This is a genomic window from Kitasatospora sp. Ki12 (assembly GCF_054601375.1).
In genome coordinates this window covers 837,319-854,726 of the sequence record NZ_BAAIHT010000002.1, presented here as the reverse complement: position 1 = coordinate 854,726, position 17,408 = coordinate 837,319, and the positions used below count along the sequence as shown (strand labels likewise).

Sequence of the window (17,408 nt, the reverse complement as noted above, 5' to 3'; positions counted from 1 at the left end):
TCCTGACCACCCGCCCCTCACCTTGGGAGTCCCCTCCGTGAACATACCCACGCGTCGGTTCCTGCGCACCGCGGGCACCGCCGCCTCCGCCCTCCTACTGGCCGCCGCCACAGTCGCCGCCGACCCGGCCGCCGCCCAGGGACCTGGAGCCACCGGGTTCGTCCCCGCCTCCACCGTGCCCGCAGAGGAACTGGCACAGCTCGGCTCGCCCGTCCCCCTCTCCGAGTACATCACCGCGAAGCAGGGCCGCGACCTCGGTACCGCGTCCCTGCACGAGGCCTCGGCCCTCTCCGCCGACGACCCCGGCCTCGAACAGGAATGCGCCAGCCGTTCCGAAGCGGACACGCCTGCGGGCTGGGTCAAGAACCGGTTCGAAACCTGCGTACACCGCCACTACGACGTGGTGCTTCGACGGGAGGACGGCACCGACACGATCGGAAGGCTCCAATTCGACGCGTGGCTCCTCGGCTTCGCCTACGACGGACAGCGGAAGGTCGACTTCGTCGCCAGCGTGAAGGACGTCAAGGTCGCCGCCGTCTCCGGCGAGGACGCCACGAAGTGGTCGATCAACCAGGAGTTCACCCGCCTCGGCGGCCCGGTGACCGACCCCGGAAAGCAGCGACGCGACGATCTCCTCGGGTCGTGGGACACGAACCCCCTCTGGACGCTCACGTACACCTCGGCCGACAACGGCCCGCTGTTCGACCAGGGGAACGACCAGATCGTCAACACCACGGTGACCATGTCGATGAACGTCAAATCGCCCAGTGCACCCGCCCGGGCATGGCAGGAGGCCGACGCCGCCCACTCCGACGTCCGCTTCGACTACGCCGGCCCCAGCGCGGGCAAGCACAAGGGAACCGTCTTCACCGCCGCTCGGGTCGAACTCGTCATGAAGCTCTCCGACCCGCTCGTACGGCAGAGCGCTCGACACATAGCGGACGCGCAGAACAACCCCGAACGCACCTTCCCGTCGTTCAACGCCAAGACCGTCCCCGGCGCGAAGCAGCCCCTGCACCGCCTTGTCAACCGGGAGGAGCAGAAAAAGAACCGTGTTGTCGCGATCAAGACCTGCGAAGACATCTGGGGCGACTACACGAAGTCCGGACTGGAATGCGACGAGTACCCCTTCGCCTCCACCAAGGAAGGCGCGAACAAGGGGGACAAGCGCTACTCCGCACGCCTCATAGACGGCGATGACAACGGCAAGGGCGGCAACATGATCGGTGAGGTCTACTCCGTCAACCGGCTCTTGGACAACGACCCCTTCTACGTGAAGATCGTCCCGTAGCCGAACACCGACCGGAGTAGCAGGGAGACAGCAGTGCCCGTCCTCTTCGAGTTCCGTACCGAAACCTGGCCCGACAACGGCAAGATCGTCGTGTACGACTCGGACGCCACCGTTCCGAGCGACGAAGCCCTCCTCCAGAGCCGACGGGATGTGGTCGGTAGGACCGGTACGCAGATCTACATCCACAGCCTTCAAGGAACCTCCCCCGCCGAGATCCTGGTTCGGGTGTGGGACGGCCCGACACCGGCCGACATCGGTTGGGAAGCGGAGGGCGAACGCGAGGTGGACCTGGACACGCCCACAGGATGTGTGGTCATCCGCGCCTTCTCGCCCGAGATCGCCGGCTGCTTCGACCTGCCGCGCCCGGGACTCTACGAAGGACGCGTCTCCTGGAAGGGGCGCCAGGCCGCCGAGGACCAGCAGAGCAGCCTGCGCGCCCAACTTGCCACGCCTGAAGGCCAACTGAACTCGGACGCCGTCTTCGCGGCCCACCACGAGACGCTCGAAACCTACCGGATCGACCTGTGGTGGACTGCCGAGTCCGAAGACGAGGACGAGGACGAGGACGAGGACGAATAAGCACTACCTACCGTGTGTGGTGCCGCCCGTCGGCGGCACCACACACGGTCGACTTCGTGACCATGGAACTCCAGCACGGTGAGGACGAGGTCGATGTCGACATCCGCCCGCTCTGAGGTCTGCCGACCCACGATCCGGCGGGAGAAGTCGTCGCGGATCGTGGCCGGCCACCGCGCCCTCGCCGGTGGGGGTCAGCGAGATGTCGGCCGCCCACAGCCGGTTCGGGGCGTTCGCGGTGAAGTCGCGCCGCGATCCTGGTCGGTCTGCGGCCAGCGGTCCGTGTTTCCCGTTGTCCCCATCCGCTACCGAGGGCCCTGAGCGGCCGGAGGATCAGTGCCCGGTCTCCAGTGCGGCGAAGCGATCGGCGCACTCCCCGGCGAAGGAGCAGAGCCGGTCCACGAACCGCCGAATGTCCTGCGGATCCCACTCCCTGCGGGCCGGAACGTCCGCCCACTGCTGCCACAGGCCACCTTCGGCAAGGTACCGGGACGCGTGCTCGGTCCCAAGTACGGCGTCGAGGTGCAGCAACGCGCCGAGAGCGAAGCCCTGGTCGTAGTGGAGATCGAGCCGCGGCAAGTAGTGATCAAGGTACCTGCAGAGCGACTCCGCGTCCGCGCCCTCGCCGAACGTGGCAAGAGTGACGCAGTAGGCCGCGCCGGCGTAGGGCCCTTCACTGGCCAGCAGGAGCTCGCCGATCCGACTGCGGAACTCGGTCCTGTCGGCCACGACGACCAGCCAGGAGGCAGTCTTACGCTCCCGCCACCCGCCCTCGAACAGAACGGCGAGCTCAGCGGGAGTGATCTCCGTGGCAGCCTGAACCAACTCGCCCACGAACACCTCGCGCTCAGGCCCGCTCAACCGCAGCATGCCTCCACCCACCCGGAGATACCGGCGCCCGGGCGTGACGAATCGACGGATCAGGCGCATCAGCTCAGGGTCGGTGTAGTCACGTTGCACCCCGCCATCCTGGTCGACCGGCTCGTCGCCATCCCCGGCGTGGGACCGCGGACCGCACAGGTCATCCTTGCGGAGATCGGAACGGACATGGGCCCGTTCCCCACCGCGGACCACCTGGCCTCCTAAGCGAAACTCTCTCCCCGCACCCTCCAGTCCGGCCCGGTGACCACCTCCGCCGGTGCCGGCAAGGGCAACCCGTGGTTACGCGCCGCACTGGGCGAGGCCGCCGCCTCCGCCGCCCGCACCGACACCTTCCTCGGCGCGCGCTACCGCCGCCTGGTCAAATGACGGGGCCACAACCGAGCCCTGGTCGCCGTCGCCCGCTCCATCCTCGTCATCGCCTGGCACCTGATCCACGGCCCCGACACCGCCTACCAGGACCTCGGCCCCGAGTGGTACCACCGCCTCGGCGATCCCACCCGCAAGACCCGCGTCCTCGTCCGGCAACTCGAAAAGCTCGGCCACCAGGTCACCCTCACCACCCAACCCGCAACCTGAACACCCGCCACAGACCCCGCCGGACGGCTCCGCCGCCCGGCGACCATCCCTGCCCTACCGAACCCCGATCTTCCATTCAGCCAGCTTCACCAGTCTGCGGTCCCGTCAGCCGAAGGAGACGACGAATGGGCACTCCGGACCGTGCCGGTCCCCCCGGGCCTCGTAGCCCGCGATGTAGGCCTTTCCTCGCCGCACGTGGATGATGTTGCCGTCGACGGTGCATCGGTCTCCCGCGCGGAGCAGGTCCCCCAGCGGATCGGTGTCCTCGACCGGATACAGGGACCTGGCGCCCGAGTAGGTGAGGGTGACCGTGCCGTCGTCATGGTGGTGGACCGTCTCTCCCTCGAACCCGTACATCCGCAGCTCGGATACGCACAACAGCGGCTTCGACACGGCCGTTTCGATTGCTGCAGCGTAGTGCGGGAGTTCAGTACGGATGACCTCGCGGAGACGGCCGGCGAACTCGAGGGTGGCGGGGCACGCGTAGGAACAGGGCATGTACGGGACCAGGCCGTACAGGGTGTGCCGAAGGTGGGGGTTGCACAGCGGGGAAGGCACGCCCCGGGTGTTGCGCCACGCCGCGTAGTAGGTGTTGTCGGCGTTCCAGTTGTTGCGCTCGCGGAAGAAGTCCTGGCAGCACAAGGGGTAGCCGAGGGCGTCTCCGAACGTGTCATGATCGGCCCGGTGTTTGTCGACCACTTTGCCGTCGACGATCAGCGGGTACCAGCCGGAGCCGACCACCCGGTCCAGGGCAGCCTGGTCACGGGCGAGGAAGACGTGGGCTTCGGCGCCCTCGCGCAGGTCGGGCACGAACGCGGCCCGGGTCGTGGTGAGACGACCCGGGGCCATCCGGGCGATCTGAGGCGAGAGCCTGTCGAAGCAGGCGTCCACGTGGTGGACGAGGCCGAGCGTCTCGGTGAGTGCGCGCAGGGCGGGCCAGCCGTCCCGTGGGACCCACAGGTCCATGGCCGGTTTCAGCCCGTTCGCGACGGCGATGAGTGCGGGGAGCTGGGCGCCACCGCGGGTCGCTTCGGCCAGGTTCCAGTATTGGCCTGAGCGCAGCTCGCGTTCGACCGCCGCGGTCGCCGGCAGGTTCACCGGGCGGACCTGGGCGGGAGCCGTGTCCGTTGCTTCTGGCAGGTGCAGTCCCCATGCCAGGGCCTCCGCCGTCGTGCGTACGTCGTGGTCCGCGGAGAGCGGTTGCCGCCGCGCCATGAGCGCTTCGGTGTGCGTGAGGACGTACAGCGCTTCCTCGCGGCGGCCGAGATGGCGGAGCGCGTAGGCGTAGCACTGCCAAAAGTACGGGCTCCGCGGGCTGTGGTTGACACAAGCCGCGTAGCGCTCGGCGGCGGTGCGGTACTCCTCGCGCACGTACGCGAGATGGGCCGCTGCGAGGTCGAGGATCAGGCCGTCACCCGCGGCGGTGTCCGGGAGGATGCCGACGGTCTTGCCTCCGTGGAGCCGGTGCAGGTCGCGTACAGCCTCCAGCAGGGAGTCCGCCGGGTACCAGCGGTGGACGATCGCGCCCGGGGTCCAGTCCCCCGGGAGACCCAGGGCGTGCAGGGCTGTCTGGGTGGCGGCGTCGTTCTGGGCGGGCCATGTCACAGGCGCCGGGGCGGGGGACGCGGTGGCGGCCGTAGCCGGATGCCGTTCGTCCCACCGGGCACGGTGTGCGGAGCGCTCGCCGTCGATGTGACGGCGGTCGGCCACCGGGGCACGGGCAGGGCTGCCTCACATTCGTTGATCCGGTCGGTGACCGCATCGACGAACGCGGCTCCCAGCGGTGTCAGGGAAGCCGCGCCCCGCAGTTCAACCAGCCCGTCACGGACTTGGCGGACGACCCGGTAGGCGCGGTTCACGACGCTCCGCGTGTCCAGGCCGCCGGCATCTGGAGCGTCCAGGGCCACCTGGTAGAAGTCGGCGACGCTCACGAAGCTGTAGACGGCATGCAGCAGCCCGCTCAGCGGCCTGGGGTCCTCCCGCCAAGGTGAGTAGTGGGTGGCCTCACCGGTGTCGTCGGCGATGAGCGGGTCGAGCGCCAGGACGGCGTTGAGCTTCTGGTGGCCGTGTTCGTGCACCAACGCCTCCGCCGTCGCCATCGGCTCGCCCAGCGCCAGGGCGACCAGACCGGGCGCCTCGTGGAAGCTTCCGCTCACGTGCACGCGCGATGGGTCCGGAGAGATCACCGGGACGATAGCGCCTAGCCCGCCAGCGATCTCCTCGGCGAGGGGCGTGCACACCGCTGCGACGAGGTCGAGGTGGCTGTTCAGCTCGCGCTGCCAGCGCTGTGCCTCGTCGGGGCCTGGTTCCGCGTACGTAAACCGGGCCCGTCCGCCGAGCCTCAGGTCCCGGTCGAGCCAATTCAGCTCCGTGCCGCCGAGGAGCCGTGGCACATGTACGTGGCGTCCGCTCCAGGACAGGTGACCGTTGTCGACGGTCAGGGAGGTACGGGTCCAGGGGGCCGCACCCTCCAAGGCCAGTGCGGAGCCCGGCAGGCTGATCCGTCCCGCGGCGTCCGCGCGGACTTCGGCCGTGAGCCGCCCGTGACCGTGCAGGAGCAGCGCCGAGAGGGTGAACCGTGCGAACTCCCTGAGATGCGGGAGCAGATGCATCGAGGGAAAGCACTCGGGTGCTCGCCGTCCCACGAGGTTCCAGGCCACGTCCACCCAGAACGCCGCGCTCGGATGATTGAGTACCCGCCTCTGCACATCGGCGGGAACGGCCCGGATCGCCTCCAGGCTCGCCGGGAAGCCGGACTCCGCCAAGGTATCGGGGGCTCTCTCGGCGAGCAGTGCGGCGAGCCTGCGGATGCCGACCAGGGTGTGGAGGTACCTGGCCTGGAAGACTGCCCAGGTGGTTCCGGTCCAGCCTTGTGGGGTCGCCAGCGACGTGATGGTGGACCGGTCGAGCTGGGTGGCGGTCACGGTCATCCTGCTTTCCCCTCCTCGCGTCCGACCCGCCTGGGCAGGCGCTGCAAGTCCCTCCGGGCCGTGTCGGTGATCACGCGAATGAGCTTCTTGAGATCGGCGCAGTAGACGGACACGTTCCGGAACCCGTTCGCCCGTGAGTACCGGTGCGGGAAATACCCGCCGCCGCAGATGCGGACCAGCTCACATTCCTGGCAGGTATCCCCGAGGGCCCGCCACTTGTCCTGACGCTCTTGTACCGGGGGCGACTTCAGAGCGGTGTCGAAACTGTCGTCGAAGATGTTTAGACCCAACTCGCAGGCCCCCGGGTAGGTGACCTTCATCGTGTCCACTGCCTGTATCGCGCCGTTGGTCTCGACCACGATGAAATCGACGGGTTGCAGCCCCCACTCCTCGGAACTGTTCACGGCTCCCAGGTAGAGCGCGATGACGTCCCGGAACCGCCTGATCCTGACGGGCTGGGGGCGTTCGCCGTACCACATGTCGAAGATGCGGAGCAGCCAGTCCGCGTACGGGGTGGTGTCCAGCCGCTCCTTTCCCGCGGGCCGCAAGTCATGATGGCCCAGCGGTAGTAGGAAATCGATGGACGGCGGATCAAAGGAGCGGAAGTAGGAGTACGTCTCTGCGGGATCCGACTCGAGGTCGATCACGGCGAGGATCCCTCCCCATAACCCGCGAGCCCGAGGGCTGCTCAGCAGTTCGATCGACCGCTCCACCCGTGCGAAGGACGATCTGCCCGCGTGGTCCAGCCGGTGGCGGTCGTTGATCGCCTGCGGACCGTCCATGCTCAGTCCGAAGGAGACGTTCCACTCCCGGCAGAAGTCCAGGACCTCCTCGGTGTACGGGGTGCCGTTCGTCTGTCCGTTCCAGCGAATCCCGACGTCCGGTGCCGCCCGCGTCACCGTTTCGCAGAGCGCGCGCAGGTACTCCACCCCCAGCAGCAGCGGCTCTCCTCCATGGAGGGTCAGCTCCACCTCGTGCAGGTTGTGTGCCTGTGCGTGCTCGTTGATCCGGTGGCCGAGCTGTGCTGCGGTCTTCATGGACATGCGTATCGGTTGCGACCGCCACGACTGGTCGGCGTGCCGGTAGACGTAGCAGTAGTCGCAGTCGAGGTTGCAACGCGAGGCGACCTTGCAGATGAAGGAGCGGAACGGCTTGATCCCGGGTCCTGGGACCAGGTCAGACATGACCAGACCATGTACTCGAACTGTGTGAGCTGAAACTGCTGAAGGAACTGTGACTGCTGTGGTGGCTGTACTCCGGTCCCGACGCGGGGTCCCGGGTCCCGCTGAACATCTCCTCCAGCACCTGGCCGAGTACCGTGCCGTCGAGCGCGTCGATCGACGAGAGATCGAACTCACGCAGTTCGAGTTCGATGCCAACGCTTTCGGGGCCTGCAAGATCAGATTTTTCGGGCATGCATGCCTCCAACGATACTTGCCGTTTCAACGACGATCCCCTCTCGCCAGCGCACCGTCAACTATTCCTAGAAAAAAGGCCAGAAACAATGAGCTCGTTTCATCTTGAAGTCACAGGTCTTCGGGGCTGATATGGGTCGCGGTCGGGGTACTCGCGCAGGTAAAGCCTTGATCGGTAGATGTCGACCGTTCATGCTGACCTTGGTGAGGATGCGCCAGTTATGAGGTCGGCGAAGCCGTGCTCGTTGGCCACGGCTTCGGCATAGTCGTGTGACGTCCGGTTCGTGACGATCTGTCGGACGGCCGGGGCAGGGACGCAACAGGCACGGCTTCCAAGATCATGGAGTTCTCGACGCCCCGTGATCCGAGTGGAAGACCGTGCCTGCCGACGCATCATCGCTGATCCCGCCTGCCCTTGACCAGCTCCGCCAGCAGCCCGAGCCCCGGCCGGAGGAGATCCCCGGGCTGCTGGAACGGCTCGCAGAGGTGCCGGACCCGTGTGATGCGCGCGGGGTCCGCCACGCCCTGGCCGTCATGCTCGGCCTGACCGCGTGCGCCGTGCTGGCCGGGGCGACCTCGCTGCTGGCGGTAGGCGAGTGGATCGCCGACTCCCCGGCCCATGTGCTGGAACGCCTCGGCCTGCGGCCCGACCCGCTGATGCCTGGACGGCTTGTGCCTGCAGAGTAGACGGTCCGCCGGCTGCTGGCGCGCATCGACGGGGACGCCCTGGACGGGGCGGTCGGCCACTGGCTCGCGGATCGCCGCCCGAGAGCACAGGCGGCCGCCGGCCTACGCGGTGTGTGTCGAGCGCGGCGAAGTCGCTATCACCGGCCGGTACCGGAGCCTGGCTCACCCCGCCAGCCAGCACACCGGCTGGACCCCGACCCTCACCACCTACGCGACGAGCGGCCCTTCAAGCTCGACCAACTCCTGCAGATGGTCGACACCCTCGAAGCCAGGATCAGCGACATCACCGCCCGGCTCGAGGACCACCTTGCCCGGATCGAACCGCGAGGGGTCCCCCGCCGGCGGTGGCGCCGCCCGGACGCCGGACACCGGCGGTAACACCCGTCCGGGACTGCTTGCCCTTGCCCGGCCAACGCCCGACTGAACAGGAACTCAGGCTTGGCGTCCTTCTCTCCGTTCTGACTCTTCTCGTACTCGTCGAGGGCGCGGCAGCACTTGGCGGGTTCGCGTGATGAGGATCTGCGAAACGGCCGGTCTCGATCACCGGTCCGGGCCCCAGTTGGTTGACGGGTTCAACGGCTTGAGGAGGGTGGAGAGAGCGGGGAGAGCGCGTCGGGGTCCGCCGGTCGAACGTTGGCGCCGCCGGTCTCCGACGCAACCAGCCTCCACCTCTCCCCAAACATCGGCCCCGCTCTCGAACCGGCCATCCGGCCCGACGCCGCCACCCGCAGCCGTGACTGCTCCTGGCGATGGCCAACGCCTGCTGCCGGTGGCGCTGACCTCCTGCGGCTGTCCCGTGCGGGCTGTGGGGTCGCGGCTCGCGGTCGGCACAGGCTGTGTCACCAATTCATTCCTGCGGCCGGTAGTGCGACTGGGCCGCTCTCGGCATGACTCGAAGAAGCCTTACCCGCGTCAGCCGCTCCTGACAGGATCGCCAGTCGCAAAGCACTGGTCGAGTGGCCGGCGGGGGCCGCCGGCCCAACAGGACGGGGGAAGTCGTGCCTGCATTGTCGAAAGTGCTCAAGACCGGAATCGTTGCCGGTCTCAGCAGCGTGGTGCTCGCCATCGCGCCAAACGCCGCCATGGCCAATGGTGGTAACTGGGCCGTCCAGCTCGGGGGCAGCGCTCCAGCCTGCTACGGCTACACCAACTGGACCGGCAACCACGTTACCGGAAAGATCTACTCCCAGGCTGGCGACAACTGCTTTGTCACAATCACCCAGTGGTGGCGGAGCAGCGGTGTTCAGACCGGTGCGGACACCGAATACACCTGGGGCAGCGGAACGACGGCCGTCGCCCCGCACAACAGCTACGGGTACTACTACTACGGCCCAGCGGGGAACAACGACTACCTCTGCGTCGGGGTGTACGTGCAGGACAATGACTCCCCGCCCCCGTGGTACGCCTTCGTGACCTACGGCAGCGGCTGCTGACGGACAAGCTCTGCTGGGCGTGAGGACCCGTCATCGCGTGCCCACGCCCAGCACCACCGCCGACCTCGTTCAGACAAGGAACGACCGCCCTTACCCTGCCGGACCAGCCCCGAGGAGCTGGCGGGACGGCGCAGACGGTGTGGCTGTCAGCCTGGGGAACGAGGTGAGCAGCTCCGGCCGGGCTCTGAGCAGTAGGTGGGGAAATCAAAGATCCCTATCACGCGGACATACTGGCCTCGACGATCATGCCGCCGGTGTCCCGAAGGCCGTCCGCTTGTTGTACGGCTCCGTGCTCGGCTTCAGCGGCACGACGGGCAGTCGATACTCGGGATGGCCGGCAACGCGTCCCACTGGCAGGGCTTGTCGGCTTCCGTACCGCCGAAGTATCCACCGGTGGTCAGGCCCGACTTCCACTGCCGGAACGTGGCCAGTTCGGCGGGTGCCAGCGGCGGGTGGCCCGGCACCGGCGGGGTCGGGGGCGCCGCGGGGGTCCGGATCCGCACGTTCGGGTTGACCGGGGTGTAGACGACGAGGACCAATGGCAGCGGCAGGGCAAGCGGCGCCGGAAAGGGACAGGATCCCTGGGATCCCCGGACCGGACGGCTTCGGCGCAGCGGGCTGGCCCTGGGGTACCGGTACCCGTTTCTGGGGTGTCGTCGAGCGCGTCCGGCGTGTTGCCGGTGATCTCTGCGCCTCGGGTCTATGCACCGTGCGGTTGTGTCAGTACGTCCAGGACGTCCCGGTGCCGCGGTACTCCTCGACCGGGATCGGGTGCACGCCCTGACGCATGCGGTCGGTGTAGAGCAGTCCGCCCAGGTGGTCGATCTCGTGGGCGATGAGCCTGGCCAGGCCGAACTCGTAGGTCGCGGTGGTGACAACTCCGTCCAAGGCGGTGGCGGTGACGTCCATCCGCAGCGGTCGGGGCACTATTCCGCGCACGTCGAAGAAGCTGAGGCAGCCCTCGTACTGCTCGTCCGTCTCGTCGGAGACGGCCGTCACCTTCGGGTTGAGCAGGATGATCGGCTCAGCGCCGGCGGTCGGGGGCAGCACGATGGCGCCGGCCCGCGGGATGCCGATCTGCGGGGCTGCGATGCCCATGCCCTTGGCGAAGGAGTGAACGCGGCCGATCCGGTCGATGGCGTCGAACAGCTCGTCGATGACCGCCTGAGCGGCCGCGGCCTCCGTCGGTAGGTCGAACGGTTCGGCTGGCCGCTGGAGGATGGGAGTGCCCTGCTGGATCACGCCGAGGGACTGCATCTGCTGGCTGGGCCGCACCAGGCTCACCTGGCCTCCTTGGTCTGCTGCGGGGTGGAGCGGAAGCGCGATTGGGCGTAACAGTCTCGATCAAGCGTGAGACGTGGTTCCACTGACCCATCTGCCTCCGTCGAACCCGAGGAGGCCGGCGTGATCAGCTCAACTGCTGTCGGGCGGCCTTCTTGGCCTCCACCTTCGCCCGCACAGCCACCGCCTTGGGGGAGTCGCCGTACCACCACCACGTGTACCCGGCGATCGCCAAGAACAAGGCCACGAAGACGAAGAAGACCGGATTGACCCCAAGGTGCCCGCCTCTGGTCAGGCCGTAGAGGGTCGAGAGGGTGAGGATGATCGCGCCTCTGAGCAGGACACCCAGCGTCTTCTTGGTACGGAGATTCATGGCGCGCACTGTAAGGCCTTGCGGCGATGTTGACCAAGTGTCACGACAGAAAGGGAATACCGGGGCTGATCTGTTAAAACGCCGCTATTCGATCATCGACGAGGACCCCTCCGCCTGCTCGGCCGCGCCCAAGCGGTGTGGGTGTAGCTGTGCCGGTCGGGCACCGGGTGAAGGCGTGCGCGCTCGCGGGCGGCGCGGAAGCGCCATTCGAGGCGGTAGCGGGCGTGCACCAGCGGGTCGTCGGTGGCCCAGGCGAAGTGCCACAGCGCTCACCGTCGTTGCGGCAGCCCCTCTCAGCCACCCATGTTCAGGAGCGCCTCGCGGTGCTGCCACGCCAGCTGAAGCAGCGCTGCTCCCGCCGGCTGCATCGGCTCCCTGACGGTCAAGCGCTCCACCTGTTCAGCCGTGAACGGAATCCCTGATGCCTGCCCGGTGCCGTCCTCCAACTGCACACGGTGGCCCTCGTCGTTGGTGGAGACGATCCGCGCGAAGGTCGCGTCGAACAGCTCGGCGTCGAACACCGCGACGGTCAGCATGTCGGTGACGAGCGTGAGCGGGTCCATGCCCAGCCCCAGCCAGTACACCCGCAGCGTCCCCGCCGCTCGGGCCGCGCTCAGGGTCTGGTTGAACGGCCAGGCGTCGTAGTCGATGGGGCGGGTTTCGCTGCCGTAGTCCTCGCTGCTGCCGAGCAGTTCCTCGCTGAGTTCGCGCACGATGGCCCGCCACAGATCGAAGTCGTTGGCCTCGTTCCACGGCGCGTCATGGGAGGCCTGGAACATGCCCACCGGCATGACCTGGAAGAGGCCGCCGCCGCTCGCGACCTTCGCCGGGTCGCGCCAGTGCAGGACGAACTCCGCCGAGCCGGTCCGCCGGTCGTAGCGGATGGCGAGCGTGCTGACGGCGGCCATGACCGGCCGCCGGCCGAGGTCGGTGGGGTCGCCGATGGCGGCTCGAAACGGCGTGGCGTTCAGGTCGGTCACCGGCTGTTCAGGTGCGGCCAGGGCAGCGGCGGCGTACTCGTGAGCCGCGGCCTCGCAGACGTTGATGACGTCGAAGTAGTGGCCGCGGCCGAAGGTGAGCGTCGGCTCGGTGGCATCCTCCGCCACCTCCAGCAGCCGGTAGCAACTGCGGTTCTCGAACAGCCGCGGCTTGGCCAGGTCGCGGACAGCGTCAGCGTAGAAGGTGTACGGGGTGCCGTCGGCCCGCCGAGCGCGGGTGGCGTCCAGCTCAGGACCGCTGCCGTCGATGGGAGTGATTGGGGTCTGCTCCTGCCACCGCAACCGGACCTGCTCCAGGGGCACGGGCATCTCGGGAATCCAGTGCTTGCGTGCCAGCACCCTGCCACCGGGCGCGAATTCATGGGGAGCCCGGCCAGCCATAGCCGTCTGGGTCAGCTCGAACCGGCTGTGGTTCAAATAGTGCCGGACCTGCCGCCACTGGGCCTGGCTCGCCTCCGGCGTGGTGGCCTGCTCCGGCTGACGTGTGATGGACACGGCGCTCCTTGAGGTTGTGGCGGCTTGCCGACGACCAGCCTACGAGCCGAGCAACAGGTCGCGGTGCGGCTCCTCGTTGAGCTCGCGAACGATGTTGCGCCACAGGTCGAAGTCGAGGCCGGCAGGGTCGCCCATGACGGTGCTGGGCTGGAACTCCCCAGCGGGGATGGCGTCATACAGGCCCCCGGCGGTCTCCTGACAGGACATCACTGGCTTCCCGCCGGATGCTTGTTCGGTGAGTGTGGCGAGGATGCGCTGGTAGTGGGGAGCGAGCGCGTCCATGGAAAGCGCGGGACGCCACACCGGGACGATCGAGCCCGATCGCGCGGCCCTCGGTAGGGGAACCTCGGCGGGCGCGTTCGTCGCGGGCTCCGACCCGGAAGACTCACCGGCTCCCGGGCCAGCTTCACCTGCCTGTCCGGGCCGCGGCCCGGACAGAACCTCGCCAACGCGCTGCCGGGCGATCAGCCACTCGTGCCAGGCCGTCTCCGCTTCGGCGACCTCAGCGAGTACCCGGTCCGCCACCTCCCGAAGCTCCTCCACGCGCTCACGCGCGGCCAGCTCCCGCTCCTCCAGGACACCCACCACCGACGCCATCCCGGCACCTCCATCAACGAGACAACCCAACGGCCCGAGCATGCCTCGCCATGCTGGCATCATGCCTGAACTGCGGAAACCCGCCGATCAAGTTCGGTACGACAACGGCTTCTGAGGTCAGTCACGGCGCGTTCCTTGAGGAGTTTCGGCCCGGTGATCCGACGGTAGCGCCAAGTAGTGCTGTGACCGAGAAGGTTCGCCGGGGGGGTGCGATCAGTCGGAGCGCGCTGCTTTCCATATCCACGAGGTTCGGCGGGGAAGGCCGTCCAGTTCCTGGCGGCCGGTGCACCAGAGAAGCACCTGGACGGGGTCTCCAGGAGGGGCGTCGGGGAACAGCCGACCGAGCACGGCCGCGCATAGCGGTGCGGGCGGCTGCCAGTCCACGGCCAGTCCCTGTGTGATGTCGTGTGTGTGCAGCAGGGCTTCAGCGACGCCCATGGCTGCGAAGCCTTCGGGATCACAGGGACCCCAGTGCCAGGCCCTCGAGGTCGGACTGGCTGCGGCCAGTACGGAGCTGAGGAGGCGGCCGCAGGCGGTGACCGTCTGGAGTACCTCGGTCGGGGAGGCAGTGGGGCGGACGTTCAGGTCGAAAGGGAGGTAGGAGTCGGCGGGACTTGCTGCCACCTGCCCCGCGTAGGCCAGCAGGTCGTGCCCGATGTGCACCGCCGTTTCCCAGCAGCTCCACGTCAGCGGACCTGCCGGCACCGTCCAATCCTCGTCGGCATGCGGTCCCAGTACCTTCAGCAACTCTGCCAAGGCTGTGTCGACGTCCCGGTGGTCCATGCGGAGCTCCTCGTGAGGTTCGTGCTGTGCAACTGGGCTGTGCTCGTGGCGTCTTTCACGCCGCTCGGCTTCCGGGTCGCCCTCCCCACCGGACGCCCTGCTCGCTGCGGATGCGGGCTCGTTCCTTGCGCTGGGCCGCGAGAACGTCGGGATGGCGGGCGTTGGCATTGCGCCAGCGCAGGTAGGCGAGCAGTTTGCGGATGGACCAGCGGGTGAAGGGCTGCCCGAGCTTGCTGGGGCGCGTGGTGGCCGTCTGGACAACGAAGTCCTCGTCGTCAGGACCGAGTAGGCGGGGACGGCCTCCCTCCCACCGAGGGCCCAGGCAGGCCAGCCCGATCTCGTTGAATCGGTGGATCACATCGCGCACGGTGTGCTCGTCCGCCTGGACCAGCTGGGCGATCACCGGCACCCGGTTGCCGCCGGCCGAGGCCAGCAGCATCATCGCCCGCCGGCAGCGCACGGTGTTCGTGCTGCCACGGCGCACGATCCGCTGTAACTGCTGGCCCTCCCGGTCCGTGAGCCTACGGACCCTGACCGGCTCTGCCACTGGCCTTGCTCCTCCGAGTTGAACGTCTCACGACATCCAACCGGCTCAAGACCTGCGAGCGCCAACCCGGTGGACCTTCCCGGTCACAGCAGTAGTCAGGCGCATCACCGAATTCGACAGGGATTGCCGCCGACCGTCCCCACAGGGTTCGATGACCGCCATGTCCACCACGCGTCCGGTCCTGTACCTGTTCGGCTCCGCCGCCCCGCCGGTCCTGAACGTGGCGCAGGTCGTGCGCCACGCCCAGTTCAGGGGGTGGGAGGTCGCGCTCGGGCTCACCCCGACCGCGGAGGGCTGGCTCCAGGACGGGCTCCCCACGCTGAGGCGTCTGACCGGCCATCCGGTGAAGTCCACCTACCGTCGGCCGGGCGACCCGGACGTCCTCCCGCCCGCCGACGCGGTCCTCTTCGCGCCCGCGACGATGAACAGCATCAACAGCCTGGCCCTCGGCATCACGACCTCCTGGGTCGTAGGGTTCGCGGCCGAGGCGATCGGCAAGGGAATCCCGCTGACGGTGATGCCGTGCACGAACACGGCGCTGACCGGCCACCCCCAGTTCCCCCGCAGCGTCGCTACCCTGCGCGAGGCCGGCGTGCGCGTGCTGCTCGGCGAAGGAGGCTTCGTCCCGAACGCTCCCGGCCAGGGGCGACCGGAGGCCTACCCGTGGGAGGCCGCACTCGTCGCTGTCGAGGAGTCCATCGGGCGGTGACCCTCGGCTCCGAGGTAGCCCGGCCGACGGAGGCTGTGTACGGGCGGGCTACGGCACTAGTCCTTCGTCTTTGGTCCAACTGGTCTCAATATGGCGGCGGAGAGCGGGCTGGTGATCAGCTCGCCAATGCTCTCGGCTGCCTTGAGGGTGTGGTAGATCAACGGGCTTAGCTCGGCGGGCATTTCTGCGGAGCGCTGGAGGAGCGGGACGGCGTCCATGATGGAGTCGTGCCACAGGACCGGTGCGGCGCCGGAGTCCCAGCCGGGCATGCACTCCTGGCGGCCGACTCCGAAGCCGAGCAGGGGGGTCCAGCCGCAGGTACACCAGCAGCACCTCGTGCCCTGGGCGGAACACGACCGAGGCCACGTTCAGGATCCGCCGGTGGGCGATGTAGTGCTGCAGCACCACGATGTCCAGCTCACCCGCCGCTGCCAGCACTCCATCCAGCTCGCCGTACAGCTCCTGCGGACGTCCGGGCATCTCCACCTGCGACGCCTCGACCGGTGCCGCGATCACCTCCGGCTCGGCATGCACCCCACAGACCGGCTCGGCCGGTATCGGCAGGGAGAATCGCTGAAACCCGTTACCGTCTCGACGAGTTGCGACGTCAGCGGGTCCGGTCCGAAGACCCGACAGCGCACCAGGTCCAAGCGATGGCTTCGTTGGTGAAGCGAGGCCGGGGCCCCGGTCGTGACGCGAGGGGTGGGGCGGGGGTGTGGTGGCCCGGGCCACCACACCCCCGATCGCCTAACGTGCAGGTCGGCGCACGTTTCCGCGGGGCTTGAGCGGGGTGCCGGGGAGTTCGGGGGCGGGGAGGCGGTCGCCGGGGTAGCCCTGGACCTCGCCGAAGCGGTCGGCGGCGGCCTGCCAGTCGGCGCGGGCCTGGACGATGTCCTCGTGGGTGCGGCCGATGAAGTTCCACCACATGACGATCTGCTCCTCGAACGGCGTGCCGCCGAGCAGGATCGTCCGGGCGTCGGTGTCGCCGTTGTTGGTGAGGGTCAGGGTGGTGGGGCCGGGGGCGAGGTAGCCGAGGTCGGCGGGCTTGAGCGGGGTGCCGGCGAAGTCGACCTCGCCGGCGTCGACCAGCAGGCCGTGTTCGAAGGCGGGGTCGACGGAGAGGGTGACGGTGGCACCCGGGCGCAGGACGATCTCGGCGCCGAGCAGCGGGGTGAAGGTGGGGACGGGGGAGGTGTCGCCGGCCAGGGTGCCGAGGAAGACCCGCGCCTCGCCGCCGTCCAGGGCGACCGGGGCGGGCGCGTGGTGGTGGAAGTCGCGGCCGGTGTGCCGGTGCTCCTCGGGCAGGGCCACCCACAGCTGGACGCCGTGCAGGGTGGTGGTGTCCGGGGTGGAGACCTCGGAGTGGGAGATGCCGTGGCCGGAGGTCATCAGGTTGACCTCGCCCGGGCGGACGTACGCGTGCACGCCGAGGCTGTCGCGGTGCTCGATCTCGCCGGTGAACAGCCAGCTGACCGTCTGCAGCCCGGTGTGCGGGTGCGGGGCGACGTCCATGCCGCCGGTGTCCGCGACGTCGTCGGGGCCGTAGTGGTCCACGAAGCACCAGGCGCCGATCAGAGTGCGGGAGCGCTGCGGCAGCGTCCGGCGTACGGTCATCGCGCGCGGGCCGCCGAGCGGGACGTCGCGCGGGGGCAGGACCTCCAGGCGCGGGGCGGCGGCGTTCGGGTCGACGAGGTCGGTCTCGGTGGTGCTCACGGTCGGGGTCCCTCCCAGGTGCGAGGTGGTTCGTGGTTCCGGGTGCTGCTGGTGTGCTTCTGGAGTCCAAGATAGTTCTATATTCAACTATTATGGCATGGCAGAGTGGCGGACGACAGTGA

At 68.5% G+C, this 17,408-nt stretch carries 19 protein-coding genes and 1 pseudogene; 7 read left to right on the top strand and 13 right to left on the bottom strand.

Features of this window, described 5'->3' with window-relative positions:
• Positions 1-37: 37 nt before the first annotated feature.
• The gene (locus ACYP53_RS21360; RefSeq protein ID WP_459648550.1) at positions 38-1,291 is read left to right on the top strand and encodes a NucA/NucB deoxyribonuclease domain-containing protein; all 1,254 of its coding nucleotides are present in this window, start codon (positions 38-40) and stop codon (positions 1,289-1,291) included.
• 33 nt (positions 1,292-1,324) lie between these two features.
• Complete coding sequence (locus tag ACYP53_RS21355) at positions 1,325-1,870, top strand: hypothetical protein (RefSeq protein WP_459648549.1); 546 nt, start codon at positions 1,325-1,327, stop codon at positions 1,868-1,870.
• 330 nt (positions 1,871-2,200) lie between these two features.
• On the opposite strand, the gene ACYP53_RS21350 is transcribed toward ACYP53_RS21355, so the two are convergent.
• Positions 2,201-2,827, bottom strand: coding sequence for a DUF6000 family protein (locus ACYP53_RS21350; protein WP_459648548.1), 627 nt, complete (start codon positions 2,825-2,827; stop codon positions 2,201-2,203).
• On the opposite strand from ACYP53_RS21350, the gene ACYP53_RS21345 reads away from it, so the two are divergent.
• Together ACYP53_RS21345 and ACYP53_RS21340 are read left to right on the top strand one after the other, a co-directional pair.
• Positions 2,822-2,953 (top strand): transposase, encoded by a 132-nt coding sequence (locus ACYP53_RS21345; protein WP_459648547.1) that lies wholly within the window; start codon positions 2,822-2,824, stop codon positions 2,951-2,953. The genes ACYP53_RS21350 and ACYP53_RS21345 overlap by 6 nt on opposite strands.
• A gap of 36 nt (positions 2,954-2,989) precedes the next feature.
• Complete coding sequence (locus ACYP53_RS21340) at positions 2,990-3,115, top strand: hypothetical protein (protein WP_459648546.1); 126 nt, start codon at positions 2,990-2,992, stop codon at positions 3,113-3,115.
• 315 nt (positions 3,116-3,430) lie between these two features.
• Here ACYP53_RS21340 and ACYP53_RS21335 read toward each other — a convergent pair whose 3' ends face one another.
• Genes ACYP53_RS21335 through ACYP53_RS21320 form a run of 4 tightly spaced genes read right to left on the bottom strand, consistent with a single transcriptional unit; the run spans position 3,431 to position 7,671 of the window.
• The gene (locus tag ACYP53_RS21335) at positions 3,431-4,930 is read right to left on the bottom strand and encodes a hypothetical protein (protein ID WP_459648545.1); all 1,500 of its coding nucleotides are present in this window, start codon (positions 4,928-4,930) and stop codon (positions 3,431-3,433) included.
• Positions 4,927-6,255: an aKG-HExxH-type peptide beta-hydroxylase gene (locus ACYP53_RS21330; RefSeq protein WP_459648544.1), complete on the bottom strand. Its 1,329-nt coding sequence runs from the start codon at positions 6,253-6,255 to the stop codon at positions 4,927-4,929. The genes ACYP53_RS21335 and ACYP53_RS21330 overlap by 4 nt, the downstream gene beginning before the upstream one ends.
• On the bottom strand, positions 6,252-7,439 hold the full coding sequence (locus tag ACYP53_RS21325; protein WP_459648543.1) for an FxsB family cyclophane-forming radical SAM/SPASM peptide maturase: 1,188 nt from the start codon (positions 7,437-7,439) through the stop codon (positions 6,252-6,254). The genes ACYP53_RS21330 and ACYP53_RS21325 overlap by 4 nt, the downstream gene beginning before the upstream one ends.
• Positions 7,432-7,671, bottom strand: a complete 240-nt coding sequence (locus tag ACYP53_RS21320) for a hypothetical protein (RefSeq protein ID WP_459648542.1) — start codon at positions 7,669-7,671, stop codon at positions 7,432-7,434. The genes ACYP53_RS21325 and ACYP53_RS21320 overlap by 8 nt, the downstream gene beginning before the upstream one ends.
• Before the next feature lie 377 nt (positions 7,672-8,048).
• Here ACYP53_RS21320 and ACYP53_RS21315 point away from each other — a divergent pair, with 377 nt between their 5' ends.
• A complete protein-coding gene (locus ACYP53_RS21315; protein WP_459648541.1) occupies positions 8,049-8,357 on the top strand; it encodes a transposase family protein in 309 nt (102 codons plus the stop codon).
• Between the two features lie 998 nt (positions 8,358-9,355).
• Positions 9,356-9,790 (top strand): hypothetical protein, encoded by a 435-nt coding sequence (locus ACYP53_RS21310; protein WP_459648540.1) that lies wholly within the window; start codon positions 9,356-9,358, stop codon positions 9,788-9,790.
• Between the two features lie 299 nt (positions 9,791-10,089).
• On the opposite strand, the gene ACYP53_RS21305 is transcribed toward ACYP53_RS21310, so the two are convergent.
• From ACYP53_RS21305 to ACYP53_RS21275, 7 genes and pseudogenes are all read right to left on the bottom strand, one after another.
• Entirely contained in the window at positions 10,090-10,329 is a 240-nt protein-coding gene (locus ACYP53_RS21305; RefSeq protein ID WP_459648539.1) for a hypothetical protein, read from the bottom strand.
• A 181-nt stretch (positions 10,330-10,510) separates the two neighbouring features.
• Positions 10,511-11,074: a peptide deformylase gene (locus ACYP53_RS21300; protein ID WP_459648538.1), complete on the bottom strand. Its 564-nt coding sequence runs from the start codon at positions 11,072-11,074 to the stop codon at positions 10,511-10,513.
• A 124-nt stretch (positions 11,075-11,198) separates the two neighbouring features.
• Complete coding sequence (locus tag ACYP53_RS21295) at positions 11,199-11,444, bottom strand: hypothetical protein (protein ID WP_459648537.1); 246 nt, start codon at positions 11,442-11,444, stop codon at positions 11,199-11,201.
• 293 nt (positions 11,445-11,737) lie between these two features.
• Positions 11,738-12,937 carry a helix-turn-helix domain-containing protein gene (locus ACYP53_RS21290; RefSeq protein ID WP_459648536.1) on the bottom strand — a complete coding sequence of 400 codons (1,200 nt, stop codon included), beginning with the start codon at positions 12,935-12,937 and terminating at the stop codon, positions 11,738-11,740.
• 39 nt (positions 12,938-12,976) lie between these two features.
• Positions 12,977-13,534 carry a hypothetical protein gene (locus ACYP53_RS21285; protein ID WP_459648535.1) on the bottom strand — a complete coding sequence of 186 codons (558 nt, stop codon included), beginning with the start codon at positions 13,532-13,534 and terminating at the stop codon, positions 12,977-12,979.
• 213 nt (positions 13,535-13,747) lie between these two features.
• Complete coding sequence (locus tag ACYP53_RS21280) at positions 13,748-14,317, bottom strand: DinB family protein (protein ID WP_189926876.1); 570 nt, start codon at positions 14,315-14,317, stop codon at positions 13,748-13,750.
• 175 nt (positions 14,318-14,492) lie between these two features.
• Positions 14,493-14,864 (bottom strand): annotated as a pseudogene (locus ACYP53_RS21275) (helix-turn-helix domain-containing protein); the annotation flags it as partial.
• Between the two features lie 160 nt (positions 14,865-15,024).
• Between ACYP53_RS21275 and ACYP53_RS21270 the strand changes: the two are divergent.
• On the top strand, positions 15,025-15,573 hold the full coding sequence (locus ACYP53_RS21270; protein WP_459648534.1) for a flavoprotein: 549 nt from the start codon (positions 15,025-15,027) through the stop codon (positions 15,571-15,573).
• 747 nt (positions 15,574-16,320) lie between these two features.
• Here ACYP53_RS21270 and ACYP53_RS21265 read toward each other — a convergent pair.
• Complete coding sequence (locus tag ACYP53_RS21265) at positions 16,321-17,286, bottom strand: pirin family protein (RefSeq protein ID WP_459648533.1); 966 nt, start codon at positions 17,284-17,286, stop codon at positions 16,321-16,323.
• Between the last annotated feature and the right edge of the window lie 122 nt (positions 17,287-17,408).